Genomic DNA, 26,367 nt, shown 5'->3' on the forward strand with positions numbered 1-26,367 from the left:
TGGTTCACCGTCACACACCGTTCGTCATCCGTCTCAAGGACCGCGACGCGGCGACCTCGACCGTCGAAGGCGTGCACGTGGGCATCGACCCCGGCTCCAGGCACACCGGCCTGGGGGTGTTCACCGGCCAGGCCGGGAGCCGGGCCGGACGGTATGCGATCCGGCTCGACCACCGGGGCGTGCTGATCCGCGACAGGCTCGCCTCGCGGGCTGCGTACCGGCGAGGGAGGCGGTCGCGGAACCTGCGCTACCGTTCCCCCCGGTTCCTCAACCGCACCAAGCCGCAGGGGTGGCTCGCGCCGTCGCTGCGACACCACCATGTCGTGGGTGGCGCGGCTGACCCGGTGGGCGCCCGTGGCCGCCGTCCACGTGGAGAAGGTCTCCTTCGACACCCACGCCCTGTCGGCCGGGCGGCCGCTCGAAGGAGCGGATTACCAGCGGGGCACCCTCGCCGGGTACGAGGTCCGCGAATACCTGCTGGCCAAGTGGGGGCGCACCTGCGCCTACTGCGGCGCGAGCGGCGTACCGCTCAACCTCGACCACATCCACCCCCGCAGCCGGGGCGGCTCTGAGCGCGTCAGCAACCTCACCCTGGCCTGCATCGGCTGTAACCAGACCAAGAACGCCACCCCCGTGCAGGAGTTCCTCAAGGACAAGCCCACCCTCCTGACGAAGATCCTCAAGCAGGCGAAAGCACCGCTGCGCGACGCCGCCGCCGTCAACACCACCCGCTGGGCACTGTGGCAGGCGCTGAAGGCCACCGGCCTGCCCGTGGCAGGCGCCTCCGGCGGGCGCACCAAATGGAACCGCTCCCGCACCGGCGCTCCGAAGTCCCACACGTTGGACGCGTTGCACGTCGGCGAACTGGAGAGCGTGACTGCCTGGCCGTCCACGGTCCTGGTGGTCACGGCGACCGGGCGCGGCACCTACGCCCGCACCGTCCCCGACCGATACGGGTTCCCCCGTCTTGCCCGGCCACGGAGCAAACTGCACCACGGCTTCCAAACCGGCGACCTGGTCCGGGCAAACGTCCCGGCAGGCAAGAAGGCCGGGGTTCACACCGGCCGGGTCGCCGTCCGCACCACCGGAAGCTTCAACATCACCACCCGGCACGGCACCGTGCAGGGCATCGGCCACCGCCACGTTCGCATGCTCCAGAGAGCGGACGGCTACGGCTACGCAACCCATTCAGAAACGCGGCACCGTGCCGCGTTTCCTCCCCCGTCTGAAGGCGGGGGTCTCCACGCTGGAGGTAACCGATGAAATCGCGGGCCTGACCGCCGAGCAGCTCGGAGAAAAGACCGCACCCCCTCGGAGCCGTCCCTGCTCGGGCTGGTCCGGCACATGGGCGTGGTCGAGCGAAGCCGGTTCCGGAACGTGCTGAACGGAGAGAACCGCCGGAACCTCTGGCGGCCCCCGGAATCCGGCGAGCACCCCGAATCCGACGTCGATGGAGCCGGTGTCGATGAGGCGTTCAGGGCCTGGGATGAGGAGTGCGCACACTCTCGCGGCATCGTGGATGCCACCGGGGCGCTGGACGTCACCGCGAAAGGGGCACCACGGTGGGACGATCGATGCGAAGGAGTCGCGAAGGCGGCCGGGGGAACGCCGTCAGGGGCGCCGCTCGAGCGAGCGGCGCCCCTGGGCGAGTGCGGATCGGCCCGCGTTCACCGGCGGGGTGCCGGGTGCCCGCCCCATGGGGGATGGCGCGGGCGGCGGGTGTGGATCAGTTGGCGTAGACGGGGTAGCCGTAGCCGACGACCTGGGAGACAGGCCGGATGCGCTGCTCGACGTTGCCGTTGCCGGTGTTGCCCTCGATCGTGGTGATCGTGCCGTCTCCGTTGTCCTTCTTCACGAAGCCGACGTGGTCGATGCCGTCGAGGCTCTTGCCGCCGGCCCAGTCGAAGTAGACGACGGCGCCGGGAGTGGGGGTGGTGCCCCAGTGGTGGTTGTTCTTGAACCACTTGGCGTGGGTGACGGTGTAGGCGTCCCAGCCCATCGTGGGCCGGATGCCGGCCATCTCGCCGACCCAGGAGACGAACATCGCGCACCAGGGGGCGTTGGCGTAGCCCTGGATGGTGCCGCCGTCACGGGCGACGGTCTCCTTGGCGCGCGGGGAGGACATGTACCACGAGTGGAACTTGGTCCCGCCGCCCTGGGAGTTCTCGCGGACGCCGATCTGCTTGGAGGCGAGGTCCAGGACCTGCGCGGCGGAGACCTTGGGCAGCCTCTGGGCCGCGATCTCGAGCGGGGTGCTCGCGGGCTTGTGCTGCGAGACCTCGGAGATCTTCGCGTCGGCGGGCGGGTTAAGAGCGGTGTGGCTGTCGGCCAGGGCTGCGGAGCCCACGGAGCCGGTCGCCAGGACGACACAGGCGCCCAGGAGGGCGCTCGCCACGCGGGGGGCGCTGAAGGTGGGGGTGAGGCGGTGCTTGGTCATAGCGGGGTTCGACTCCTTGCTTCGCTTCCATGCCGCCTACCGGGTTAGCTGACGGGTTCGGGCTGGGAAGTGCCCTACGGCGCGAGAACGCGCTGATTCACCCCAGGAACGTGGTTCCCCGGTTCCGCAGACTTCGCGGATTCGGCGGCCGTGCTCACCGCGGGCGGAGGGGTTCCGCCCAGGTGGAACACGGTCGGGCAATGTGACGGCAATGCTTAGATCTATACAGACCCAGACATTTGCCATGAACAGGACGAACGTACGTCACTCGGACAGACGATTACAAGTAGGACACATTGCCCTGACTTGGTGATACGTCCAAGTCGCAGGGGTACGACGGGGGGTCGCTTGGCCTGGGAAGGAGGCGGGTCACCCTCGTCCTCCGGCCGGTCGCGGTGGACGGGGTCGCGGCCCCGTCGCGGGCGGGATCCCCTGTTTCCTCGGCGATCCAGCCGTGTGGTACCCGCCGGTGGATCGCCTGACCCGGGATGGTATGGCATGATCGGGAGGCTCGCCGGTAAGGGTGTCAGGCCTTAACTTTTTGCAACAAATATTCGATGGTAAAAAGTGCGGAGCGGATGCGTCCCGCTCCCCCGGAAGGCCCGAACGAGGTTCGGCGGCTCAGGGGCCCGCCGGCGGCAGGGCGGGCCTCAGCTCTCTTGGCCGGACCAGGATCGGAACAGCGGGAGCAGGAACCGGTCGACCGTGTCCTCGACGAACTCCCGATCCAGTGGCTTACCGGTGAAGAGCAGCCGGTACCACACCAGCGCCTCGGTGGCCTTCCTGAGTTCCGCGGGGTCCACCGGCCCTGGCAGCTCGCCGCGCTCCCTGGCGCGTTCCAGCAGCGGGACGGTGCCGGTGATGTCGGGGCGGGGCACGTTGTCGCGCAGGGCGGAGGCCAGCTCGGGGGAGGTGAGGAACGCCGGAAACAGGCCGAAGATCATCGCCTGTTTCCGTTCCAGTATCCGGCAGAACCCGTCCACGACCCCGATCAGGTCCCCGCGCATCGACCCGGTGTCGGGCGGCGGCACGACGTCGATCTCAAGGTGGTTGCAGATCAGATCCACGACCAGCGCCTCCTTGCCCGCCCAGCGACGGTAGATCGTGGCCTTGCTCGCGCTGGCCCGCCTGGCGATCTGGTCGATGGACATCCGGTCGTATCCGACCTCGGACAGCAGACCGGCCGTCGCGTCGAGGATCGCCCGCTCCCGAGTGGGGTCGAGACGCAAGGTGCCTCCGGTGGTTCGCTAGTGCTGGCGGATCTCCCCGAATCGTACGCCGGTCAGCGCCTCGGACCTCTCCCAGAGCCTCGCCGCCACCGCCTCGTCCAGTGCCTTCGGCGAGGGGCGCAGCACTTTCGGCCCCGGGCCGATGTACTGCCCGCCTCTCGCCTCGGGAGAGGTGGCCGCGTACAGGGACGGCCTGGCGCCCTTGGCGACCGGCTGTGCCACCAGGCGCATCAGCGCGTTGAAGGGGCGGGTGAGGGCGCCCGGCTTCAGAATGCCGGTGGCGGTCATGCCCGGGTGGGTCGCCAGGCTCAGCAGCGCCGCCCCCGAGGCGTCGGCGCGGCGCTGCAACTCCACGGCGAACAGCAGGTTGGCCAGCTTGGAACGGCTGTACGCGGAGAACATGCCGTACCCGCGTTCCAGCCCCAGGTTCTCGAAGTCGATCGCGCCGAGGGAGTGCGCGTCGCTGGAGACCGTGACCACCCGGGCCGCGGAGGCGGCCAGCAGGCGTGGCATCAGCAGGCCGGTCAGGGCGAAGTGCCCCAGGTGGTTGACGCCGAACTGGGTCTCGAAGCCGTCGGCGGTGGTCCGCCGGGACATCGGGCCCACCCCGGCGTTGTTGACCAGCAGCTCCAGCGGCCCGTCGACGGTGTCCGCGAAGGCGCGTACCGAGCGGAGGTCGGCCAGGTCGAGCGCTCTCACCTCGGCCGTCGCCCCCGGCGCCGCCGCCCTGACCGCCTCCAGCGCGGCCCGGCCCCTGTCCGGGTCGCGTGCCGTCATGACGACCCTGGCACCGTGCCTGGCCAGCTCCAGTGCCGTCGGTACGCCGATGCCGCCGCTCGCCCCGGTGACCACGGCGGTGGAGCCGGTCAGGTCGGGAATCTCATCGGCTGTCCACATGCTCACTCCTCCGTGGTGTACGAAACGGTTCCGTACACCACGATAAAGATCGAAAAGACCGCGCGCAAGCACGCGTGGGCGGCTGTTCATCCGTGGTTCCCCGGCGCTTAAGGCCACCGGGTTAGCTTGGGTCAGTCGTGAACGGGTCATCACCCGGCGTGGAGGACGGTCGAGACCACGCGCGGGATCAGGGTTCGGCCATCGCCTGGGTGGAATCCCCGCTGCAGATGCTCTGCGCCGTGGAGGCCCACCACGCGGGGCTGCTCGGTGCCCGCAGCCACCTCGTGCCCAGGGCGAGGCTCCGCCCCCTGGCCGCCACCGGGCGCGAGCTCGGGCGCCTCACCCTGCCGCCGGGCCTGGAGCTCACCGCCGCGCGGCCGGACATGCCCAGGCCGCACCGGGGCGTGACCTGGGCGGTGGGCGACGCCTTCTCCGGCAAGGTCCAGTTCCGCTGGCTCACCGGGCGCCCCGGCCGTATCGTGATCGTCGACGACGGGCTGGCCACCATCAGGCTCCTGGAGCTGCTCGTCGGCCACGCGGGTACGCCCCTGCTGAGGGCCCGGGGGAAGGCGGGACGGCTCAGAACCGCCCTCGGCGCGGCGGCCGGACTCAGGTTGCGCGCCGCGGCCCGCTCGGGGCGGCTGTCGATCTTCACAGCGCTGCCCGTTCCCGCGGACCTGGCGAAGGCCGTACGGGCGAGAGGGGCCGAGCTGATCACCCACGACTTCGCCTGGCTGCGGTCGCAGCCGCTGCGCGTGCCCCGTCCCAAGGAGCTCACGGTCGTTCTCGGCACCTCGCTGGTCCGCAACGGCCTGATCCACCGCGACCACTACCTCGGCTGGCTGGCCGCTCTCGGCTCGGCCGGGCCGGTGGCCTACTTCCCGCACCGCAGGGAGGACCCCCACGATCTCGCCAGGGTCGGGGAGCAGCCCGGGATCACCGTCTACGGCGGCGGGATCCCCGCCGAGATGACCCTGCGCGGGCTGGCCGCCGGGCAGCGGGTACTGAGCCTGCCGTCCACCGCGGTCACCTCCCTGCGGGTCCTGCTCTCGGCCAGGGGCGTCCCGGTCGAGACGGTGGACGTCCCGGACGAGTGGTGGACGGTGGAGGCGGCCCCCTCGCTCCGCTCCCACCTGTCGATGTTCGCCCATCACGACACGGGAGCCACCGGGGCATGACCTCGTGACCTCGTGACCCCGCGGCCGGAGGCCGGTGGCGTGCCGCCCCGGGATGCGAGCCGCGCCGGGTCCGCCCATGTGAAATCGGATATGAAGCGGGGGATCCCCGTTGGAGGTTCTCGTTGAAGGTCCTGGCCGTGGCCGACTCTGACTCCTACCTGAAGTGGGCGGCCTGCCTGCTGCGGGACCTGCCCTCGGGATGCACGAGGGAGCTGGCGGTCATCCGCACCCCCATCACCCCGTCCCCGGCGCAGATCAGTGCCGCGGTCGCGGGCTCGGCGGCGGATCCGCCGGTGCTCTCGGCCCGCGCGCTGCGCCGGGCCGCCGAGCGGCTCGGGCCCGACGTGGTGCTCGCCGCCTGCACGGGGCCCGTGGTGGACGTGCTGGTCGGCGAGGTGCTGGCCGGGTTGCGGCCACGGCCGGTGTTCGTCTCGGGCCTGCCTGGCATCTCCGTCCCCGCCACCGAGAAGGCCTGGCTGTTTCGCAGCGGATGCGAGCTGTTCGTGCTGCACAGCGGGCGGGAGGTCGAGGAGTTCTCGGCGATGGGCCGTGAGCTGGGCGGGGGCGGCCAGGTGGGGCTGGCCCGGCTGCCGTTTCTGCGAGGCCAGGAGGAGGTCGCCCGCATCGGGCCGCGGGACCGGGTGGTGTTCGCCACCCAGGCCAAGGTGCCCAAGCGGAGACAGGAGCGCGAGAGCATCCTGCTGGCCCTGGCCGAACTGGCCGGGCGACGGCCGGATCTGGACGTCGTCGTCAAGCTCCGTGCCCTGGACGGCGAGCGGCAGACCCACAATGAGCGCCACCACTACCAGCGCCTGTGGCAGTCGCTCGTGGAGGAGGGCAGGGTGCGCGCCGGGGCCGTGCGCTTCGCGGTGGGGCCCATGCACGAGCACCTGGCCCACGCGGCCGGGTTCGTCACCGTCAGCTCGACCGCCGCGCTGGAGGCGATCGCCCAGAAGGTGCCCCTGCTGGTGCTGTCGGACTTCGGGGTGGGCGCCGAGATGATCAACCTGGTCTTCGAGGACAGCGGCCTGCTCGGCACCCTCGACGATCTTTCCGCGGGGCGCTTCCTGGACCCGGACGACGGCTGGTGCAGGGACAACTACTTCCATCCCGGTGACGAGAGCGACTGGGTCTCGCGGATGGTCTCCCTGGTCGGGCAGGCACGCTCGGGACGCCTCGTCCCCGCCAAGTCCCTGCTCGACGGCCCCGAGTACGCCGCCGCCCGCCGTCGCGCCCGGATGCGCGTGGAGGTCCCGCCGAACGTGCTGCGCATCGGCTACCGCGCCAAGCGCCGGATGCGCCGCTACCTGAGCCGTCCGTAGTGCTCCGCCCCTCAGACCGGAGGGGAAACGGACTCTCCCGCGTGGCGGGGCAGGGAACGCTGATTCGCCGTTAACGGCGAATCAGCGCATGCCGGCGTGACCGCGTCAGGTACCGCTGGATGAGCGGGAACGGAACCGGAAGGGTTCGCAAGCCTGTGGAGACCCGACAAGGCCACCCCGGTGGCGCGGGTCGACGAGGCAGGAAGCCGCAGAGGTGCCGCACACGCGGTACTCATGCCCAAGAGCGCGTCGACTCAGGGCGCTGGGCCGGCGCTCGCGCCCCCCTCCGGACCGGAGGAGAGGGCGCGGCACGGGGGACGCGGGGCGATCCGCCGTTTCCCGCCCGTGCCGTGCCGCTGTGGCCGCGCGGCTCAGGGAAAGGTTCTCGACAGGCGGCTGCGGAGCCTGCCCAGGGGGCTCCGCTCCCGGGGGGCGGCGACCGGGGCGCCGGCCGATGCGGTGGTGGCCGGGGTGGCGATCAGGTCCAGGGCGGCGAGCCGCCGGTGCTTGAAGTAGCGGTCGGGGCCGCAGGCCTGGAGATAGGCCGCGGCCTGCTCGCGCAGCCCCGGATACGCCTCGCTCCGCATGCAGTAGCCGACCGCGCCCACCAGGGCGGAGACGTCCACCGGCGGGGGCTCCCACAGCGAACCGTCCGTCGACAGGCGGGGCAGCAGGGCGTCGGTGATGGTCGCCGGGATCCGGTTGCTGTTCTCGTACGGGGAGAGCCGCTCCAGGATCAGCTTGCCGCCCACCGTCGCCACCGGGAGCCCGAAGTACCGCCCGGCGGTGATCAGAGCGGTGGAGAAGCAGCCGACCACGAGCTCGGGCCCGAGGGTGGCGAAGCACGACTCCGCCGGGACGGTCTCCGCCACCACGTCCAGCTCGACGCCCAGCTCGGCGGCCGTCTCGCGCAGCCGCTGGGCATGCCGCCGCCCGGCGGCCGGGTGCGGTTTGAACAGCACGCGCGAAAACCCCCGGGCGACGAGGCCGCGCAGCATGTCGGCGTGGAGCTCCGCCTCCTCCTCGGAGGTGACGATGCCGAGGGCGGACAGGTACTGGCCGAGGATCATCGCCCGGCCCGAGGGTGGGTCAGCGGCCCGGTGGCCGACCACGTCAAGGAAGGCCCGGTCGGGAAGGGGCTCGGCGGGCACCCCGTACTCGGAGAGCAGCAGCGGCCGAAGACCGGGCACCAGGTCGAGGTGGAGCAGGCGGGTGATCCGCCCGTAGATCTCCTGCGGCAGCGGGTCGCGGGTCGGGCCGTAGCTCATCAGGCCGTCGGAGTAGACCGAGATCGGGCAGTCCCTGACCAGTCCGGCCAGCGTCCTGGCAGGGGGGACCGCGACGGATTCCAGAACCAGCTCGGCGGGCCCGGCTCCCAGGGACAGGCGCGAGCGGAGCAGGCGGCCCAGCATCGGCACCTCGACGACGCGTGCCTTCCAGTCCGATGGATGCAGCGGGGCCAGGATCTCGTTCCACGAGTGGATCTCGTCGAAGCGCGGGCGCAGCGTGGCGAAGCCCGGGGTCTCGTCCAGAGCCGGGGTGATCTCCGGGATGGCCGCGTTGTTGGAGACCAGCAGGATCCGGCGCCCCTGGCGGGGGCCGAAACGGCCGTCGTCGATCGCCGCCGCCAGCGTCATCGCGCCGAACAGGGTCGAGGCGTAGAACAGCTGCGTCATCGGCGCTCCAGGAGGTCGAGCAGGATCTGATCGCGTTCGGGGTCCAGGGCGGTCCCGGCGAGCAGGTCGGCGGGGAACCGCCTCAGTGTCGTGGCACCGCGCTCCTCGAAGCGGGCTCGAAGCTCGGGGGAGAGGCGCTCGCCCAGCTCCAGGTGATGGGCCAGCAACGCGCGGAAGGTGCGCACCGCCTTGGGCATGAACTCCTCCTCCAGGTCCGCGAAGACCAGGTCGAAGGCGTCGAAGAAGTGCAGTTGCCTGGCGTCGCCGGTCTGCGTCAGCGAGCCCGCCACCATCCGCCGGTAGAACAGCCCGGCCAGTGACACCACCGCGAACGAACCCGCGTCGCGGTGCAGCCGCCAGATCCACGGCCTGTCCTCGGCGGTGTGCAGGTGCCCCGGGAAGGTCAGCAGGTCGCCGAGGTCCCGGCGGTAGATCCCCGCCCAGGCGTACGGGTAGTCCACCATGGTCCTGGCGTGATCGGGCAGGATGTGGTCGCGCGGCTTCAGCACCACCTCGCGGGTGGCGAGCGGCGCCCGGTGGATCGTCCGCTTGCGGCCCTCCGCCTGTACGTGGTCGACCCGGACGAAGTCGCAGTCCAGCCGCTCGATCGCGCCGACCAGGTCCCCGAGATATCCCGGCGCGAGCCAGTCGTCGCCGTCCATGAACGTCAGGTAGCGGCCGGAGGCGAGGGAGATCCCGAGGTTACGCGCGTCGGCCAGTCCGACCGGCGCGTCGTTGCGGACCACCACCAGACCGGGCAGATCACGGCAGAAGTCCTCGACGATCTGCCCGGTCGCGTCCACCGACCCGTCGTCCACCACGATGAACTCGAAGTCCCGCCGCGCGTTCCTGGCCAGCGACGCCAAGGCGTCCCCGACGTAGCTCTCCGCGTCCCGCACCGGAACCACCACCGACAACTTGATCAACTTCGCCCTCCCATCCCCAGTTCAGACGACCCAACCAAGAACCCTCACGTCGACCACCCTCACCTTCCCCCCGATGGGACTACCCATGAGGCCGCGCCGGCGACTGGACCAAGAAGCGAAGGGTTCCCAACGCAGAAGCCCTGCGTCGCCCCCCTCACTTTCCCCTTGACGGGGACTACCCGTGAGGCCGCGCCGGCGACTGGACTGAGGAGAGCGGGGTCGTGAGGAACGAGCGACCCCGCTCGACGAGGGAAGGAGCCGGATAAGAGCAGCCTCACCGCGGCGCGCCGGCGTCGCCATCTACACAGTGATGCGGCGGAGGCGGGACTTGGGGGCCTGCTCGCCGGGGAAGACCCGCTTGACGCCGTCGCCCAGGGCGGTCTCGATGATGCGGATGTCGCGGACCAGGTGCTCAAGCCCGGAGGGCTCCAGCGAGGCGGCGTGGTCGGAGCCCCACATGGTGCGGTCGAGCGTGATGTGCCGTTCCACGGTCACCGCCCCCAGGGTCACCGCGGCGAGCGAGATCTGCAGGCCACGCTCGTGGCCCGAGTAGCCGACCGGTACGCCGTACCGCTCCTGGAGTGTGGTGATCGTGCGGAGGTTGGCCTCCTCGGGGGGGAGGGGGTAGGTGGAGGTGGCGTGCATCAGCACCAGCTTGGAGGTGCCGAGAAGCTCCACCGCCTGGTCGATCTCCTCCAGCGTGGACATGCCGGTGGACAGGATGATCGGCTTGCCGGTCGCGGCGAGCGCGCGGAGCAGTTCCAGGTCGGTCACGCTCGCCGAGGCGACCTTGTGGGTGACCACGCCCATGGACTCCAGGAACTCAACGGACGGCACGTCCCACGGCGAGGCGAACCAGTGCAGGCCCCGCTTCCGGCAGTGCTCGGCGATCTGGGAGTACTCCTCCAGGCCGAACTCGGTCCTGAGCTTGTACTCCATGTAGGTCATCTCGCCCCACGGCGTCTGCCGGATCTGGTCGCGCTGCTCCAGCGGCACGCAGATCTCCGGCGTGCGCTTCTGGAACTTGACGGCCTGACAGCCCGCCTCGGCCGCCACGTCGATGAGCCGGCGCGCGATGTCCAGGTCGCCGTTGTGGTTGATGCCGATCTCACCGATCACGTAGACCGGCTGTCCGGCGCCGATCAGCGCGTCGCCGATCTGGACGGGCCTGGCGACCGGGGCGAGCCTCAGCTCGGCGCGGGGCGCGGTCCCTCCGGCGACCTTCTCGTCCGCCGGGCGGGCCGCGAGGACCCGGTCGCACAGCTCCCGTACGGCCCCGGCCCCGCCGGGCCTGGTCAGCACGGTCCTGGCTGCGGCGCGGACCTTCGGGTGGGCGTCGGGGACGGTGACGGGCCAGCCGACGTCGCTCATCGGGCCCAGGTCGTTGACGTCGTTGCCGACGTAGGCGACGCGGGTCGGGTCGATTCCCTCGATGGCCAGCCAGTCGCGCAGCACGGTCCGCTTGTCGGTCAGGCCCTGCAGGACGGGCACGCCGAGCTTGCGGGCGCGGGCCGCGACCACCGGGTTGTGCTCGGTGGACATGATCATCAATTTGACGCCGGAGCGGCGCAGCAGTGAGATGCCCATGCCGTCGGAGCGGCTGACCGCGACCATCTCGCGGCCGTCCTGGTCGACGTAGGCGCGGTCGTCGGTGTGCACGCCGTCGAAGTCGGTGATCACCGCGTCCACGTCGATCGGCTCGGGCCGGTCCACGAACGGTGCCAGCGCCCGTACGATCTCCAGATCCTCGGGGGTGTCCACCTCGACGGCGTGGTGCGGGGAGACCCGCTGCACGGCGACGGCGCCGAAGAAGCGGTGGCCGTGCTCGCGCAGACCCTCGGCGCGCATCACGTAGAAGGCGCCGGTCTCGCGGAACTGCGGTTCGCGGTCCTGGCGGCGCGGCCGGTGGGAGGGGTCGTGGTTGACGCCCGCGCCGTTCACGCTCCACAGGAACTCGTGCGTCTCCAGCCCGGAGAACACCACGTCGGCGCTGCCGTCCAGGACCTTGGCAATGGCGCCGTCCAGATCGGCGGGGTCGATGAACGCGCTGGTGCACTGCACCAGGATGACCACGTCGGGGACGTCGGGGGTGTGGTCGAGCGCGTGGAGCACCGCGGACTCGCTGGAGGCGGTCCCGCCGCTCAGCTCTTCCGGCCGGTCGATCACGGTCGCGCCCGCGGCGCGGGCCACCTCGGCGATCCCGGCGTGGTCGGTGCTGACCACGACCTCGTCGACCAGCTTGGCCCGCACACAGGCCCGTACCGCGCGGGCGACCAGGGGACTGCCGCCCACCGGGGCCAGGTTCTTCAGGGGAACGCCCACCGAACCTCCGCGGGCGGGGACAACGGCCAGGACTCGCAAGGTGGCTCCTCGTGACATGCGACAAACGCCCCTGAACTGGGGTGTTTGACGAACGCTAGTCACGGGGGTGACCGGCGAGGGGTGCCTGAGTTGAACGCCCAGAGTCATCAGCCTTAACTTTCGGCGCCCCGACGCACGGGTGGGTACACCTTTCGAGGAGGTGTCCCAGGTCATCAGGGAGCGGCGTCGATGGAGTCCATGAGCATGGGGAGCGCGCGTTCGAGGCCGCGGCTCCAGTAGGGCCAGCTGTGGGTGCCGGGCCCGTAGAAGTCGACGGTCACGTCGACGCCGTTGGCCCTGGCCCGCTCGGCGAAGGTCACGGCTTGGCGGAGCAGGGCGGCCTCGCCCTCGTCCCGCGGCTCGGAGGTGCCGTCCAGCGGGCCGGGGGAGCCGTCGCCGCTGGAGACGAAGAGCCGTACCCCGCGCAGCGCGCCGGTGAGATCGGCCGGGTTGTGGGCGGCCCATTCGGGGTCTCGCGGGGGGCCCCAGAGCTTCGCGGAGTCCTCGCCGTTCCGGTTGAGCAGCCAGTCGACGCCGCCGTTGCCGTCGCGGGTGTGCAGCACCCCGGAGAAGGAGGCGGCCGCCTGGAACATGCCGGGATGGCGGGCCGCGTACGACATGGCCCCGAACCCGCCCATGGACAGTCCCGCCACCGCCCGCCGGTCCCCGGCGCCGTAGTCGCGCTCCAGGATCCGCCGTACCTCGGTGAGGTGGAAGGTCTCCCAGCCGGGGCCGTCGCGCCAGTCGGAGTAGAAGCCGACGGTGCCGCCCTCGGGGATGACCACGATCGCCCGGTAGCCGGAGGTGAGGCTCGCGGCCTCCCCCTTGGTGACCCAGGTGTCGTAGTCGGACTGGCAGCAGCCGTTCAGCAGGTACAGCACCGGCCACGGACCCGAGTCCGGCGTCCAGCCCTCGGGCAGCAGGACCCGGACCATGCCCTCGCGGCCGAGCGCGGTGGAGGTCACGGTGAGCTCGTGGTCGCGGCCGCCCAGCTTCTTCACCGCGACGGCGGGGGTTCGCGAGGCGCCACCGTCAAGCCTGCCGGGCGAGGACGGTGGCAGCAGTGCCATCAGTACCGCCACGACCGCCACGGCGGCCAGCAGGAACACTCCCAGACGTACAGCTGTGCGGTTCACGCCGCCAATACTCCCGCTTCCCGCCGATCGCGTGAAGCCTACTCGACGCGTCGAGGGCCGATGGGACGGACAAAGTGCCCCACGAACGGGGTCACAGCCGCTTTTGAGGCGGGTGCCGGAGGGTACGTCATGATCCACCGGGCCGCCCGGCGCCGGCTCAGAGAACCTGGTCCGGTGGAACGTTCCGGTCGTGGGAGGCCCATCGGGCCCGAGTGGACGCGCGGACCACGAGTTCGGGCTGGAAGAGATACTCGGCGGCCCTGGCGGGGCGCCCCTTGATCTCGTCGAGCAGGGCGCGTACGGCCGCGACCCCCATGGCCTGGACGGGCTGGCGGACCGTGGTGAGCGGCGGGTCGGTGAAGGACATGAGCGGGGAGTCGTCGGCGCCCACGACCGAGACGTCCTCGGGCACCCTCAGACCGTACCGCCGTACCGCACGTACCGCGCCCAGCGCCATCAGGTCGCTGCCGCAGACCAGAGCGGTGGCGCCCCGCTGCACCAGCAGGGACGCGGCGCTCTGGCCGCCCTCGACGTCAAAGGGCGACAGTTCGACCAGGTCGTCGGCGTCGTGCCCCAGGCCCAGTTCCCGCAGCGAGGCACGGAATCCGGCGAGCCGCCGCTGGACCGTGGAGTAGCGCAACGGGCCGCTGAGGAACCCGATGCGACGATGGCCCAGCTCGACGAGGTGGCGCGCGGCGATACGGCCCGCGGTGACGTCGTCGCAGGAGACACAGGGAACGCCGAGGCCCGGGACGTCACCGTTGACGAACACGATGGGCAGCCGCCGCCTGAGGCCGTGGTAGCGGGAGTGGTCGACGGTCGTGTCGGCGTGCAGCCCGGAGACGAAGAGAATGCCGGAGACGCCACGGTCCAGCAGCATCCCGACGTACTCGTCCTCACCTGCCCCCTCGGGGGTCTGCGTGCACAGAACCGCGGTGTATCCGTGGCGCGCCAGCCCCGTCTCGATCACCTGGGCGAAGAACGGGAAAACCGGATTCTGCAACTCGGCGGTGATCAGCCCGACCAGCCCCGAGCTTCGCGGGCGCAACCCGTTCGGACGCTCGTAACCGAGCACGTCCATGGCGGTGAGCACCGCGCTCCTGGCCCTCGGACTCACTCCGGGGCGCTCGTTGAGCACCCGGGAGACCGTCGCCTTGCTGACCCCGGCCTGCCGGGCGATCTCGTCGAGTCGTGCCGCCATGGTCAGTGATTGTGGATCAGCTTTGTCAACTTGACCCGGCCCTAAAGGACCGGGCTTGGAGGTAGGGCACCACTGGCTGTGGTGTGGCCTCCTCCGTCCAGACCACCTATGGGGTGGCCGGGACGCGTGACTCACGCCCCGCGATCCACGCAGCCTCGCCGCGTGCGGCGAGGTTGCGGGAGGCATTCCGGTCGGCGTGGGCAACGACCCCGCAGTTCCGGCAGATGAAGAGGGCCTGGCCGACCCGGTTGTCCTTCTCGATGTGGTGGCAGTCGGCGCATTCCTGACTGGTGTAGGCCGGATCGACGTACACCAGCGGGACGCCCGCCCGCCGCGCCTTGTACTCAAGGAAGGTCCCGAGCTGGGAGAAGGCCCAGGAGTGGAGCGTGACCCGTTGGGGCCTGCGGAGCCGTACCCTCTCCCGGATTCCGCCCAGGTCTTCCAGGGCGATACCGGAGGAGGTGCGTGCAGCCTCGGGCACGACACGCGACCTGCCGCCGTGGGCGATCCCCCGCAGCTGGGACGACCCCGTCGCGGGGAGCGGGCCCGACACCTCGCGGCAGATCTTCGGCGGCGACCTGGACGGCGTCCGCTCCAGGCTGGACCACATCACCGCCCTCGGCGCGGACACCCTCTACCTGACGCCGGTCTTTCTTGCGGCCTCCAACCACCGCTACAACGCCTCCTCCTTCGCCGAGGTCGACCCGCTGCTCGGAGGCGACGCGGCCTACCGCGCGCTGATCGACGAGGTGCATCGCAGGGGCATGCGCATCCTGGGCGACCTCACGACGAACCACTGCGGCGACACCCATGCCTGGTTCCAGGCGGCGCTGCGGGACAAGGGTGCCGCCGAGCGGGAGATGTTCTTCTTCACCGACGACGATCCGTGCCTTCTCCGGCCACCTGTCGTGGCGCTCGCTGGTCCACTCCTGGTCGATCCTCGGTTCCCACGACACCGCCAGGATCCGCACGATATGCGGAGGGGACCCCGCCCTGGTGGAGGTCGCCGCCGGGCTGATGCTCACCCTGCCCGGCACGCCCGTGGTGTTCGCGGGCGACGAGATCGGCCTGGAGGGCGCGTGGGGAGAGGACTCCCGCCGGACCATGCCCTGGGACCGGCCGGAGAGGTGGGACCAGGGCACCCTCGGTGTCTACCGCGACCTGATCGCGTTGCGCCGGGGCGAGGCCGCCCTGCGCCACGGAGGCCTGCGCTGGCTGCACGTCTCCGAGGACGCCGTGGTCTACGTCCGGGAGCGCGCGGGCGAACGCCTGCTGATCCTGGCCGCCCGCGCCGCCCACCGGCCGGTGCGGCTCCCGCTCGGCGCCCGGTGCCTGCCCGTGTACGGCGACGCGGAACTGTCCCCCGAGGCCGACGGCAGCGTCACGCTGCCCGCCGACGGCCTGGCCTTCCACATCTGGCGCCTGGCCCGGAGCTGAGGACCCGGGGACGGGCAAAGTTCTCATCAAACGGCGTTACAGGCCACGTGAGGCCGGGGACTTGCGACAGTACGTCGTGATTCACGGAGGCTGTCATGGTCAAGGGAACCGCCATCGCTCTGGATGGCAGAGCGGGCGACCAGGCGGGTGGGTCGGAGCGGCCGCACATCAGCCTGCCGGTGATCGGCACGCTGACCGTGCCACCGGCGGACCGACTGGTCTTCTACGGCGTGCTGGGTGCGCTGGGCGCGCTCGGAGTCGTCGAATGGCCCCTCGTGCTCATCGTCGGGATCGGTCACTATCTGACCGAACAGCGGTTCTCGCCCCTCTTGCGGGAAGCCGGGCAGGCCGCGGAGGTGGCGTAGCGAGGAAAGAGACACCGAGCGGCGGCCCGGCCCTTCCCGGCGGGCCGGGGCCGGGAGGGGCCTGCCGGCCCGACCTGGAGGTGGTGGCGCTGGCACCTCTCGGTGACCTGGCAGGACAGGGCTGGACGCAGATCGGTGAGCTGGCCCTGGCCTTCGTGCTCTCGGCCGCGATCGGCCTGGAGCGGGAGATCCGCCAGAAGAGCGCGGGACTGCGCACCCACGCCCTGGTCGGTTTCGCCGCCGCCCTGTTCATGCTGGTGTCGAAATACGGCTTCGCCGATGTGCTGGGAGAGCACGTCACCCTCGATCCGTCCCGGGTGGCCGCCCAGATCGTCTCCGGCATCGGCTTCATCGGCGCCGGCCTGATATTCGTCCGCGGCGACGCGGTCCGCGGTCTCACCACCGCCGCGGCGATCTGGCTCACCGCCGCGGTGGGCATGGCGGCGGGGGCGGGGCTGTGGCTGCTGGCGACGGCCGTGACCGTGGGCTATTTCATAACGGTACTCGTCCTCACCCCGCTGGCCGACCGGCTTCCCTGGTCCAGGTACGCCCCCTCACGGCTCCATCTGACCTATCTCGACAGGAGGGGCGTGCTCCGGCTGGTACTGGCCGAATGCACGCACCGGGGATTCGTCGTGGACGAGCTCTCCATCGACCAGCGCGGCGAGCGCCACGTCCCGGAGACCGTCTCGCTCTGGCTCACCGTGCACGGAGTCGGCCTGATAACCGAGCTGACCACCGCGCTCTCCGAGATCGACGGGGTGCTCGCGGTGGTGAGCCAGGACGCCAACGCGCCCACGGTCTGACGGCCGTCGCCACCGTGGCGCTCTCCCCTTTCCCGGTCAAGCAGCGAGGTGCGTTCGTGTGATCACGTCTTCGATCGCCTGGTCGAGCATCTCCAGGCCGAGGGTGATCTCGTCTTCGGTGCTGGTGAGAGTGGGGGCGATCCGGAACGTGCCGCCGATTCCCGGCAGCTGCACGATGTTCATGTGGAGGCCGAGTTCGAGGCAGCGGCGGGTGATGGCCGCTCCGAGCTCGTCCGAGCTCTCCTCGGCGCCGGTGCCGGGCGCGAGTTCGATTCCCTGGAGGAGTCCGCGGCCACGCACGTCGCCGACGATGGCGTGCCGGTGCTGGATGGACAGCAGACCGGCGCGCAGGAACGCCCCCAACTCGGTCGCTCGCGCATCGAGCGCGTCACGTTCGAGCACGTCGAGCACGGTGTTGCCGACGGCGGCGACCAAGGGGTCGGAGACGTGCGTGGTGAAGAAGAGGAACCCCCGCTCGGCGGCGGCCTGTTCGATCTCGGCCGAGGTGACGACTGCGGCAAGTGGCAGGCCGGCGCCGAGCGTCTTCGACAAGGTCAGGATGTCGGGAACGACACCGTCGCGCTGAAAGGCGTACCAGGTGCCGGTACGGCACAGCCCGGTCTGAGCCTCGTCGAGGATGAGGAGCATCCCGCGCTCCACACACTTGCGCTTGAGTGCCGCGAGGTAGCCGAGCGGCGGTTCGATGACTCCCCCGGAGCTCAAGATCGGTTCGATGATGCAGGCGGCGAGGTTTCCCGTGGACTGCGCGTCCACGAGCCCGAAGGCGACGTCGAGCTGGCGCCGCCAGTCAAGTCGCCCCTCTGCGTCGATGAAATCGGGCCGATACTCGTAGGGGACCGGGATCGGGATGTTGCCCGGGGCGGTCGGACCGTATCCCTTGCGTCCTGCGCTGTAGGTCGCCCCGGCTGCGGCCTGGGTCATGCCATGCCAGGACCGTGCGAACGACACGATCTCATGCTTTCCAGTCACAAGCTTCGCCATCCGGATAGCCGCCTCGTTCGACTCCGCACCCGTGCTCAGCAGCAAGGTCTTGGTGAGAGGGTCGGGCAGCGTCTCGGCCAGGCGTCGCGAGAGCTCGACGACCGGCCTGGAGAGCATGCCGCTGTAGAGGTGGTCGAGACCGGCGACCTGGCGCTGCACTGTCGCCACGATCTCCGGGTGCGAGTGGCCGAGGATGGAACTCATTTGCCCCGACGTGAAGTCGAGGATCTTCCGCCCCCTTTCGGTGTAGACGAAACTTCCCTCGGCGCGCGCGATTATCTCCGGAACGAACGGGGCGCCGTACCGGATGACGTGCTTGTCAACATCTGACCAGAACGCAACATCGGAGGCGAGTGGGGGTTCGGAGGCGATGGACGGCATGGTTCGACGGTACTGACGTCAGACTGTGCATGTCCATCACAGCATTTCCATCATTCTGTTCGGTTCCATCGAACAGTAGGCTGCGTGTCATGACTCTGAACCCGTGGCGACTTCGGCTTCTCGATGTGTTCGAGCGGGTCGGAACCGTGCGCGCCGTGGCGGCGGAACTGATGTTGAGCCCCTCGACGGTGTCGCAGCAGTTCACAGTGCTGGAGGCCGAGACGGGAGTGCAGCTCTTCGAACGGGTTGGCCGAACCCTCACCCTCACGCCGACCGGTGCGACGCTCGTGGAACGGGCGCGCGAGCTGCGCGACCACATGGATTCCATCGAGGCGGAGCTGGCCGAGGTCACAACCGAACCCGCGGGACAATTACGCGTGGGCGGGTTCGCCAGCTCGATCGCCCCGATCCTGATCGAGGCGGTGACGGCTGTGGCGCGCACGCACCCGCGGCTGAGGCTGGAGCTGCTCGAGATCGAGCCGCGCGAGAGCATGGTGGCGCTCCATCAGGGCCGCTGCGATCTCGTGGTCACCGTCGACGAAGCCGACGGCTCGCTGTTGAGCCCCATCATCACGGTGATCCCGCTCGCGACCGACCCGCTCCTGCTTGTCGCGCCCGCGGCTCATGCGGTGGGGGAGCTCGACGTCGTCTCGCTCACCGATCTCGCCGCGGAGCGGTGGGCGCTGGACCACTCGGGCACGTACCTGGGTGAGCTCGTTCCTCGTCACTGCCGGCTCGCCGGATTCGAGCCGATCGTCGCCGGTCGCTTCTCCAGCTACGGTGTGCTGCTCTCCCACGTCGCCGCAGGACTGTCCGTCGCGGTGCTCCCCGAGCTCGCGGTCGAGCCCAGGGCCGGCGTCGTCGCTCGCCCGATCATCGGTCTCTCCGATCGGAAGATCGTGGCTGCCGTTCGCTCCGGCAGCGCGCGACGGCCCGCGATCACGACCGTGATCGAAGCACTTCGGCAGGCCTCCACTCACGCCTCATAGCGCCCGCATGCGCTGTTGGGCGCGATGGACCTCGTTCTCGGGAGACGGCACTTCGTCACCACGCTCGCCCAGATGATGAACGAACGTACCGGACGGACGGATCTCTCGGATCACCCGGCTCCCAGCAGGGCGATGACGGACAGGGTCACCAGGGACAGGAGGCTGGAGACGAGGATGGCGTCGCGGGGCAGTTCGGTGGGACGGCCGTGCTCGGCGGCGTACACGAACGTGTTCTGGGCGGTCGGAAGTCCCGCGAACAGGACCGCCGCGAAGAGCGCGGGACCGTCGAGATCGAGGAGGAAACGTCCGGCCAGGAGAGCGACCAGCGGCTGGAGCAGTAGTTTGAGCACCACCACCGGTCCGATTCCGCGCCAGGCGACGGCCGAGCCGTTCAGGGACATGCCCAGTGAGAAGAGCGCCAGGGGCACCGCGGCGCCACCGAGGATCTCCAGGGGCCGCAGCGCGAGGTCGGGCAACCGCCAGCCGAGGGCGGACACGCCCAGGCCGAGGATCGAGGCCGCCACGATCGGCGTCCGCAGCGGGGCGAGGAAGGACGAGCCGCCGGCCCCGAGACCGAGGAAGAGCAGCGGGGAGACCACCAGGACCTGGAACATCAGGACCGACACCACGAACGTCGCGTCGTGCAGGACGTAGAGGCCGACGGGGATGCCGAGGTTGCCGGCGTTGACATAGGACGACGCCATCGCGCCGGTCACCCGGTCGGGCAGCTTGCCGCGGAACAGCGCCAGTGCCAGCAGGCCGACGGTGAAGGTGCTGATCGCGAAGGCGAGCAGCGGGCCGGGCTGGATCTGGCTGAGCGGGGTACGGCTGAGCGTGGTGAACAGCACCGAGGGCATCGCGATGGTGAACGCGAACCTCGTCAGCGCCTGCCGGACCTGAACGCTCGCCGACCCGGAACGGGCGGCCAGCCAGCCGAGGGCACCGATGCACCATATCGGGACGAACGCCGCAATAACCGCCTGCACCCGGCATACCGTAGCCGGGCCCCGCGCCGGAGAGCCGAGGGGGTACGCGTCTTGTTTAACGTTCTTGGAATGGTGTGGAGGTTCACGCTCACCGGCCAGGGGTATTCCCGTGCCGCCGGGTCATCTCACTCGTGGGCCGGGAAGGAGCGGGCGGGGGGACGGCGATGCGCGGGCTCGTGTGGCTGAAGGACGAGGGAGCCGAATACGCGGAGGTCGACCTCACCGGGGAGATGGTGGCGGTCGGTGTGGCGATCGGCACGGATCCGGTGCCCTACCGGCTGGAATACACGCTGCGCGTGCTGCCCGGATACATCACCGAGCTGCTGACGGTACGGGCTCACGGCGCGGGCTGGTCCCGGTCCCTCGATCTGCGCCGCTCCGTCCACGGAGCCTGGTCCTGTGAGACCTACGAGGAGGGGCACCTGGACGGGGCGTTGCCCGGCGGGGACATGAACGTCCTGAACGACGCGCTCGACTGCGATCTGGAGCTCTCGCCGCTGACGCACACCATGCCGGTCCTGCGGCACGGCCTCAACGGTTCCAAAGGGCACGTGGACATCGTCACGGCCTCGGTCCAGGTGCCCCACCTGCACGTGAGCCACCATCCCCAGCGCTACACCCACCTCGGTCCCAACCTGGTGCGCTGCGAGAGCGGGGGCCTGCACGCCGACCTCGTCTTCGACGACGACGGAATCGTGGTCGACTACCCGGGCTTCGCGAAGCTGATCGACTCCTGACGGCCCGCGCCCGCCGCGACACCCCGGTGGGGGAGCCGGAGCCGACCTACGTCGGGGGAGTGCGGCATCGCGCGCGGTGAAAGGCGCGACACCGCCCGGATCCGGCCTCCGAGCCGATCCGGGCGGTGCCTTCGGACGCGGTCACCTCAGGTACGGCCCCGCGACGCCGATCTTGCCGGGAGCGGGGTTGCCGGGCAGCGCGAGCACGTAGGCCCTCATGTTGCCCTTGCCGCTCAGGGAGATGGTGAGCGTTCCGCCGGTGACGGTCTTGCTGTCACCGGTGACGGCATCGACGTAGGTGCCGTTGGGGATGCCGGTGAAGGTGGCGTTTCCGGAGACCGAGACCAGCACGAAGCTGTCCACGGACCCCTGCGTGAAACGACGCTTGTAGGCGATGCCGCCCGAGACACCCTCGGTGGAGTACTGCCCCTTCTGCAGCGCCGGGACGGCCCTGCGGATCTGGTTGAGCCGCTGCACGTGCTTGACCAGCGGCTTGTCGAGGGTCTGCGCCACCGTGCCCGAGGCACTGGACACCGTGCCGAAGCCCGAGGCGGTGACCGATCCCGCCAGGTGGTCACCGAAATAGGCGCGCCCCGTCGTGGCCAGCGGGCAGGTCGGCCCGCAGTCGATCGGCTTGCCCGCCTGGAACTCGATCTCCGAGCCGTAGTAGAGCGTCGGAATGCCGCGGAAGGTCCACATCAGGCTCATGTTCTCCGCCCAGGCGTCGGTGCCGCCGTCGTAGCGGACCGAGGACTTGTTCGGGCCGTAGTCGTGGGAGTCGACGTAGACGGTGTTGTAGGTGGCGTCGTTGTAGCTGTCGTCGGAGTCCTTGCCGTTACCGAACGCGTTGGACGCCTCGCCGAAGTTCATGTGCATGCGCATGTCGATGACGTTCATGCCGGAGAACCTGCTGTGGTCGGGCGCGTGGTAGGTGTTGCCGTTCAGCGTGGCGTTGGTGCTGGTGGGCTGGTTGCCCGGACCCATCAGGTTCTCGTAGTCGTACTGCTCGATCGCCGCTCGGACGTCGTCGGCGCTGTACTCCTTGCGCTCCTTCCAGGTGAAGAACTGGGCGGAGTGGTTCACCGAGCCGCGGTTCCACTTGTCGTGCACGAACGCGGCGACCTCGCCGAAGACGTAGAAGTCCTTGGCCTTCTCCGCACCGAACCTCGCGGTCGCGTGCTCGCGGATCGCGGGCAGGAACCGGCGGTTCCAGGTGACCCTGGGGATGTGCACGGCGGTGTCGACGCGGAAACCGTCCACGCCCATGTCGATGTACTTGTTGTAGACGTCGATCAGGTAGTCCTGGACGACCTTGCTCTCCGTGTTGAAGTCGGCCAGGTCGTCGTGGAGCCAGCAGCTACGGGAGTCCTCGCCCTCCCAGTTGCCGATCCAGCACTGGTGGTAGTAGTTCGCGGGGAACATGCCGGAGGTCGGATTCGGCCACTGGCAGTTGTAGATGCGGTACCCCTCGGGGCTGCTCCACTGGGTGGGAGTGCCCCAGTTACGGCAGGTGTTGCCCGCCGGCTCGGTGGTGGACCACTGGTCGCCGTTGTACGGCCTGCCCTTGGCCATCGCGTTCTGCGCGGCCGTCAGGTCCGGGGCGTTCCCCTGATGCTCCTGCATCGGGTCGTACTCCCGGCCCGCCACCTTCTCGCTGTAGAGCCACTTCCACTGATCGTCGCGCGCGCCCCACACGGTGGGGGTGAACAGGCCCTTGGCGCCCCAGCGGGAACTGTGGTTGTAGACGACGTCCTGGTAGATCTTGATGCCCTTGGCGTGGGCGGCGTTGATCAGATCCTGGTATGACGTGCCCTCGGACTCCAGGCGGGGGTCGACCCGGTAGAAGTCCCAGCCGTGGTAGCCGTGGAAGTCGTAGTCGGAGCGGTTGAGCACGACCGGGGTGATCCACAGGGCGGAGAAGCCGAGGCCCTTGATGTAGTCGAGCTTGTCGACCAGGCCCTTGAAGTCACCGCGGAACATCGGGTCGTTGTTCGCGGCGTTGCCCGACTTCACGTGCTGGCTGCCCCCCCGGTTGTTGGAGGTGTCGCCGTCGGCGAACCGGGCGGTCATCACGAAGTAGATGGAGTCCTCGCGCGGGTCGCCGCCGAGCGGGGTGCCGCCCTTGGGCTCCTCGGGCTTCTTCCCGGTGGTGGCGGTGGCCTCCTCGCTCGCCCCGGAGAGGTTGCCGGCGGCGTCCCTGGCCTGGACGGTGTAGCGATAGAGGGTGTTCTCCGCCAGGCCGGTGTCGGAGTGCACGGTGGCCGTCACGTCGACGACCTTGGTTCCCCCGGTGCCGCCGGTGCGGGTGACCTTGTAGCCGGTCACCCCGACGTTGTCGGTGGCGGGGCTCCAGGCCAGCGCGATCGAGACACCGGTCGCGGCCGCTGTCACACCGGTCGGCGTGCTGGGCTTCTCGGTGTCCGGAACCTCGGGGGTGCACGGGTCGGCGGCGTTGCCGGTCACGACGCCGTTCTTGACGGTGCTGACGCCGGTGCCGATGGTGTAGTCGGCGCCGTTGTTGTTGTCCCAGGTGCCGGAGCCGTTGTTGAAGGCGGCCTTGAGCCCGGTGGCCGAGCCCAGGCTGACGGTCTTCTTGGCCCAGTCGGCGCAGGCGGTCTCGTTCATGGCGACGCCGGGGACGGCGGTCCAGGCGCCGCCGGTGGGCTGGTAGTGGATGTTGGCGGTCGTCCAGCCCCTGGTCTTCTTGTAGAAGTAGACGACGGCCTGGTTGCCCGGTGGTTCGCCTCCCGAGCACGGGTCACCCGACGTCACCTGGCCGCCGGAGACCTTCACGGTCCCGGTGCCGATGGTGTAGTCGGCGCCGTTGTTGTTGTCCCAGGTGCCGGAGCCGTTGTTGAAGGCGGCCTTGAGCCCGGTGGCCGAGCCCAGGTCGACGGTCTTCTTCTTCCAGCCGGTGCAGGCGGTCTCGTTCATGGCGACGCCGGGGACGGTGGTCCAGGCGCCGCCGGTGGGCTGGTAGTGGATGTTGGCGGTCGTCCAGCCGGTGGCGTAGTAGACGGTCACGCTGTTGGCGGCCAGGGCCGCGGACAGCGGGACGACGGCGGAGGTCAGGCCGAAGGCCGCGACGGTGAGCAGTCTGAGGGCGCGTTTGGGAGATGAGCGCATGGGGTTCCTCTGTGCGAGGCGGTGGGGGGTGGGCCGGGGCGCCGGTGGGCACCCGGGATGGTGGGCCGGGCCGAGGTCCGGCCCGAAGGTCAGCGCCAGCTGTCGTTGCGCGTCGCGGTGCCGCTCGCCGGGGTGGTGAAGGACCGGTTGGGGTCGCTCTCCCACGTCACCGAGCCGTCGGGGTTCTTCTTGATGTACTTGTAGGAGACCGCGGTGTTGGCCGGCAGGTTGGCCGTGACCTTCCAGACCGGGTAGTCGGCCGATGAGAGCGCCACCGCGTTGGCCGGGTTCCAACTGCCCAGTTCGGCGATGTCGCCGACCACGAAGACGTTCTGGCCGTAGGAGGTCGTCACGTTCGCGTTGAAGGAGGTGGCGACCTTACCGGGGTTCACCGTCGGGGTGGGGCTGGGTTCGGGGCCGCAGGGGGAGGTGGCGTTGGCGGTCACGACGCCGTTCTTGACCGTGCTCACCCCGCGGCCGATGGTGTAGTCGGAGCCGCCGTTGTTGTCCCAGGTGCCGGCGCCGTTGTTGAAGGCGGCCTTGAGCCCGGTGGCGGTGCCGAGGGCGACGGTCTTCTTCTTCCAGCCGGTGCAGGCGGTCTCGTTCATGGCGACGCCGGGGACGGTGGTCCAGGCGCCGCCGGTGGGCTGGTAGTGGATGTTGGCGGTCGTCCAGCCGGTGGCGTAGTAGACGGTCGCGTCACCGGGCGGCGGGTCGGTGGGCCTGACGCCGCCGGCGTGGATGGCGACCGCGCTCTTGCCGGGGACGGTCACCGAGGCGGAGCCGTTCGAGTCGACGGTCACCGTGCCGCCGCCCACGTCGTTGGAGTAGGTTCCGGCGGGCAGGCCGGTGGAGAAGGTACGGGTGACGCTGCCGCTCTCGTTGTTGATCGCGACCCAGCCCTTGTTGCCGCGGCTGAAGGCGATCACGTTGTTGCCGTTGTCGTACCAGTTGCCGACCGAGGTGCCGGCGACGGCGCGGTTGAAGCCGACCATCCCGCTCATCTGGCGGTGGAAGCAGGTCCACTGGCCGCTGCCGCAGTTGACGTCGGTGACGAAGCCGCCGTTGGCGGACGGCGGGCCGCCCTCGCTGTCGCCCCAGGTGAACCCGGAGTAAACGCGCTGGGTGCCGTACGGCCAGGCCAGCATGAAGACGTTGGCCAGCTTGTAAGCGTCGCCGTACTTGTAGTTCATGGTCGAGCCGTTACGCTCGGTGTCGTGGTTGTCGATGAAGACCACGGCCTTGTCGCTGGGCACCGACAGGCCCCAGCTCTGGCCGAAGCTCTGCAGGTTCTTGATCTGCCCGGCGAACTGCTCCTTGAGCTTGCGCCCGTACACGAACTCGTGCACGTCGCCGATCCCGGTGTACTGGCTCGGCGTGATCGCCTCGTTGTCGCCCTGGATGACCTCCTGGTGGATGTAGGGCGAGCCGGTCAGCTTGCCCTTGATCGCGGCCAGGTCGCCCGGGTTGATGTGCTTGGCGGCGTCGATGCGGAAGCCGTCCACGCCCAGGGAGGTCAGCTTGTTGAGGTAGCCGGCGATCTGGTTGCGGACGTACTCGGAGCCGGTGTTGAGGTCGGACAGACCGACCAGCTCGCAGTTCTGCACCCGCCAGCCGTCGTTCCTGTAGTCGGAGTTGTTGATCCCGCAGACGGGGGAGTGGAAGTCGGCGGAGGAGTAGAGCCCCGGGTAGTTGTACTTGCCGAAGCTGTAGCCGCCGTAGCTGGTGCTGCCCTGGCCGGTCATGTGGTTGATGACGGCGTCGGCGTGGACCTTGACGCCCGCCGCGTGGCAGGCGTTCACCATGTTCCTGAACGCGTTCTCGTCACCGAACTTGCTGGTGAGGGTGTAGCGGGCGGGCTGGTAGATGTCCCACCAGACCGAGCCGCCCTTGGACATCGAGTCACTCGGCGGCGAGACCTGCACGGCGGAGTATCCGGCCGGGCCGAGGACGTCGGTGCACTCCCTGGCGACGGAGTTCCAGTTCCAGTTCCACAGCTTGACGATCGGGCCGGGGGTGGGCGGTGCCGCCTGGGCGGGGGTGCTCAGCGCGACGGGCACCACGACCGCGGCGCCTGCCAGCGCGCTTAACGCCGTGGCAACGATGACTCTGTAGGGTTGCATGAGTGGGGGGCCTCCAGGATCGATGGACGGGTTCCCTGGCCGGGCCGGGTGC

Annotated in this window: 20 protein-coding genes, 3 pseudogenes and 1 riboswitch; of the genes and pseudogenes, 10 read left to right on the top strand and 13 right to left on the bottom strand. The window is 70.0% G+C overall.

Annotation, left to right across the window (positions count from 1 at the left end; all coding sequences use genetic code 11):
* Positions 1-26: 26 nt before the first annotated feature.
* Positions 27-1,263 (top strand): annotated as a pseudogene (gene iscB / locus ACWD3H_RS29855) (RNA-guided endonuclease IscB).
* Between the two features lie 30 nt (positions 1,264-1,293).
* A pseudogene (locus ACWD3H_RS29860) lies at positions 1,294-1,827 on the top strand (mycothiol transferase); the annotation flags it as partial.
* On the opposite strand, the gene ACWD3H_RS29865 reads toward ACWD3H_RS29860, so the two are convergent.
* From ACWD3H_RS29865 to ACWD3H_RS29875, 3 genes are all read right to left on the bottom strand, one after another.
* Positions 1,727-2,437: a CHAP domain-containing protein gene (locus tag ACWD3H_RS29865; protein WP_451957364.1), complete on the bottom strand. Its 711-nt coding sequence runs from the start codon at positions 2,435-2,437 to the stop codon at positions 1,727-1,729. The pseudogene ACWD3H_RS29860 and the gene ACWD3H_RS29865 sit on opposite strands and share 101 nt — an antisense overlap.
* Before the next feature lie 18 nt (positions 2,438-2,455).
* Positions 2,456-2,594: riboswitch (cyclic di-AMP (ydaO/yuaA leader) on the bottom strand.
* Between the two features lie 493 nt (positions 2,595-3,087).
* Complete coding sequence (locus ACWD3H_RS29870) at positions 3,088-3,666, bottom strand: TetR/AcrR family transcriptional regulator (protein ID WP_355559844.1); 579 nt, start codon at positions 3,664-3,666, stop codon at positions 3,088-3,090.
* Positions 3,667-3,684: 18 nt separating this feature from the next.
* Positions 3,685-4,563 carry an oxidoreductase gene (locus ACWD3H_RS29875; protein WP_451957365.1) on the bottom strand — a complete coding sequence of 293 codons (879 nt, stop codon included), beginning with the start codon at positions 4,561-4,563 and terminating at the stop codon, positions 3,685-3,687.
* A 158-nt stretch (positions 4,564-4,721) separates the two neighbouring features.
* Between ACWD3H_RS29875 and ACWD3H_RS29880 the strand changes: the two genes are divergently transcribed.
* Together ACWD3H_RS29880 and ACWD3H_RS29885 are read left to right on the top strand one after the other, a co-directional pair.
* Entirely contained in the window at positions 4,722-5,741 is a 1,020-nt protein-coding gene (locus tag ACWD3H_RS29880) for a hypothetical protein (protein WP_451957366.1), read from the top strand.
* A 137-nt stretch (positions 5,742-5,878) separates the two neighbouring features.
* Positions 5,879-7,063 carry a DUF6716 putative glycosyltransferase gene (locus ACWD3H_RS29885; RefSeq protein ID WP_355559836.1) on the top strand — a complete coding sequence of 395 codons (1,185 nt, stop codon included), beginning with the start codon at positions 5,879-5,881 and terminating at the stop codon, positions 7,061-7,063.
* A 371-nt stretch (positions 7,064-7,434) separates the two neighbouring features.
* Here ACWD3H_RS29885 and ACWD3H_RS29890 read toward each other — a convergent pair whose 3' ends face one another.
* The 6 genes from ACWD3H_RS29890 to ACWD3H_RS29915 all read right to left on the bottom strand — a co-directional run bounded on the left by ACWD3H_RS29890 (position 7,435) and on the right by ACWD3H_RS29915 (position 14,994).
* A complete protein-coding gene (locus ACWD3H_RS29890) occupies positions 7,435-8,739 on the bottom strand; it encodes a polysialyltransferase family glycosyltransferase (protein ID WP_451957367.1) in 1,305 nt (434 codons plus the stop codon).
* The gene (locus tag ACWD3H_RS29895) at positions 8,736-9,665 is read right to left on the bottom strand and encodes a glycosyltransferase family 2 protein (protein ID WP_355559830.1); all 930 of its coding nucleotides are present in this window, start codon (positions 9,663-9,665) and stop codon (positions 8,736-8,738) included. The genes ACWD3H_RS29890 and ACWD3H_RS29895 overlap by 4 nt, the downstream gene beginning before the upstream one ends.
* Positions 9,666-9,965: 300 nt before the next feature.
* The gene (locus tag ACWD3H_RS29900; RefSeq protein ID WP_451957368.1) at positions 9,966-12,200 is read right to left on the bottom strand and encodes an N-acetylneuraminate synthase family protein; all 2,235 of its coding nucleotides are present in this window, start codon (positions 12,198-12,200) and stop codon (positions 9,966-9,968) included.
* Entirely contained in the window at positions 12,200-13,162 is a 963-nt protein-coding gene (locus tag ACWD3H_RS29905) for an alpha/beta hydrolase (protein ID WP_451957369.1), read from the bottom strand. Before ACWD3H_RS29905 ends, ACWD3H_RS29900 begins: the two co-directional genes overlap by 1 nt.
* A gap of 157 nt (positions 13,163-13,319) precedes the next feature.
* Entirely contained in the window at positions 13,320-14,363 is a 1,044-nt protein-coding gene (locus ACWD3H_RS29910; protein ID WP_451957370.1) for a LacI family DNA-binding transcriptional regulator, read from the bottom strand.
* 106 nt (positions 14,364-14,469) lie between these two features.
* Positions 14,470-14,994 (bottom strand): RNA-guided endonuclease InsQ/TnpB family protein, encoded by a 525-nt coding sequence (locus ACWD3H_RS29915; protein ID WP_451957371.1) that lies wholly within the window; start codon positions 14,992-14,994, stop codon positions 14,470-14,472.
* On the opposite strand from ACWD3H_RS29915, the pseudogene ACWD3H_RS29920 reads away from it, so the two are divergent.
* The 4 genes and pseudogenes from ACWD3H_RS29920 to ACWD3H_RS29935 form a co-directional block, all read left to right on the top strand.
* A pseudogene (locus ACWD3H_RS29920) lies at positions 14,972-15,184 on the top strand (alpha-amylase family glycosyl hydrolase); the annotation flags it as partial. The gene ACWD3H_RS29915 and the pseudogene ACWD3H_RS29920 sit on opposite strands and share 23 nt — an antisense overlap.
* Complete coding sequence (locus ACWD3H_RS29925; RefSeq protein WP_451957372.1) at positions 15,174-15,800, top strand: alpha-amylase family glycosyl hydrolase; 627 nt, start codon at positions 15,174-15,176, stop codon at positions 15,798-15,800. The pseudogene ACWD3H_RS29920 and the gene ACWD3H_RS29925, both read left to right, overlap by 11 nt.
* 95 nt (positions 15,801-15,895) lie before the next feature.
* Positions 15,896-16,165 (top strand): hypothetical protein, encoded by a 270-nt coding sequence (locus ACWD3H_RS29930; protein WP_451957373.1) that lies wholly within the window; start codon positions 15,896-15,898, stop codon positions 16,163-16,165.
* Between the two features lie 83 nt (positions 16,166-16,248).
* On the top strand, positions 16,249-16,971 hold the full coding sequence (locus ACWD3H_RS29935) for an MgtC/SapB family protein (RefSeq protein ID WP_451957374.1): 723 nt from the start codon (positions 16,249-16,251) through the stop codon (positions 16,969-16,971).
* Between the two features lie 36 nt (positions 16,972-17,007).
* On the opposite strand, the gene ACWD3H_RS29940 is transcribed toward ACWD3H_RS29935, so the two are convergent.
* Positions 17,008-18,354, bottom strand: coding sequence for an aspartate aminotransferase family protein (locus ACWD3H_RS29940; protein WP_451957375.1), 1,347 nt, complete (start codon positions 18,352-18,354; stop codon positions 17,008-17,010).
* Positions 18,355-18,443: 89 nt separating this feature from the next.
* Between ACWD3H_RS29940 and ACWD3H_RS29945 the strand changes: the two genes are divergently transcribed.
* Positions 18,444-19,343: a LysR substrate-binding domain-containing protein gene (locus ACWD3H_RS29945; RefSeq protein ID WP_451957420.1), complete on the top strand. Its 900-nt coding sequence runs from the start codon at positions 18,444-18,446 to the stop codon at positions 19,341-19,343.
* Positions 19,344-19,453: 110 nt separating this feature from the next.
* Here the strand turns inward: ACWD3H_RS29945 and ACWD3H_RS29950 are convergent, their stop codons facing one another.
* Complete coding sequence (locus ACWD3H_RS29950) at positions 19,454-20,329, bottom strand: AEC family transporter (protein ID WP_355559797.1); 876 nt, start codon at positions 20,327-20,329, stop codon at positions 19,454-19,456.
* A 164-nt stretch (positions 20,330-20,493) separates the two neighbouring features.
* Here ACWD3H_RS29950 and ACWD3H_RS29955 point away from each other — a divergent pair, with 164 nt between their 5' ends.
* Positions 20,494-21,066, top strand: coding sequence for a putative glycolipid-binding domain-containing protein (locus tag ACWD3H_RS29955; protein ID WP_451957376.1), 573 nt, complete (start codon positions 20,494-20,496; stop codon positions 21,064-21,066).
* Between the two features lie 141 nt (positions 21,067-21,207).
* Here the strand turns inward: ACWD3H_RS29955 and ACWD3H_RS29960 are convergent, their stop codons facing one another.
* A complete protein-coding gene (locus ACWD3H_RS29960) occupies positions 21,208-24,192 on the bottom strand; it encodes a carbohydrate binding domain-containing protein (protein WP_355559791.1) in 2,985 nt (994 codons plus the stop codon).
* An 89-nt stretch (positions 24,193-24,281) separates the two neighbouring features.
* On the bottom strand, positions 24,282-26,315 hold the full coding sequence (locus ACWD3H_RS29965; protein WP_451957377.1) for a carbohydrate-binding module family 20 domain-containing protein: 2,034 nt from the start codon (positions 26,313-26,315) through the stop codon (positions 24,282-24,284).
* Positions 26,316-26,367 lie beyond the last annotated feature (52 nt).

Source organism: Streptosporangium sp. NPDC002607 (genome assembly GCF_053592655.1).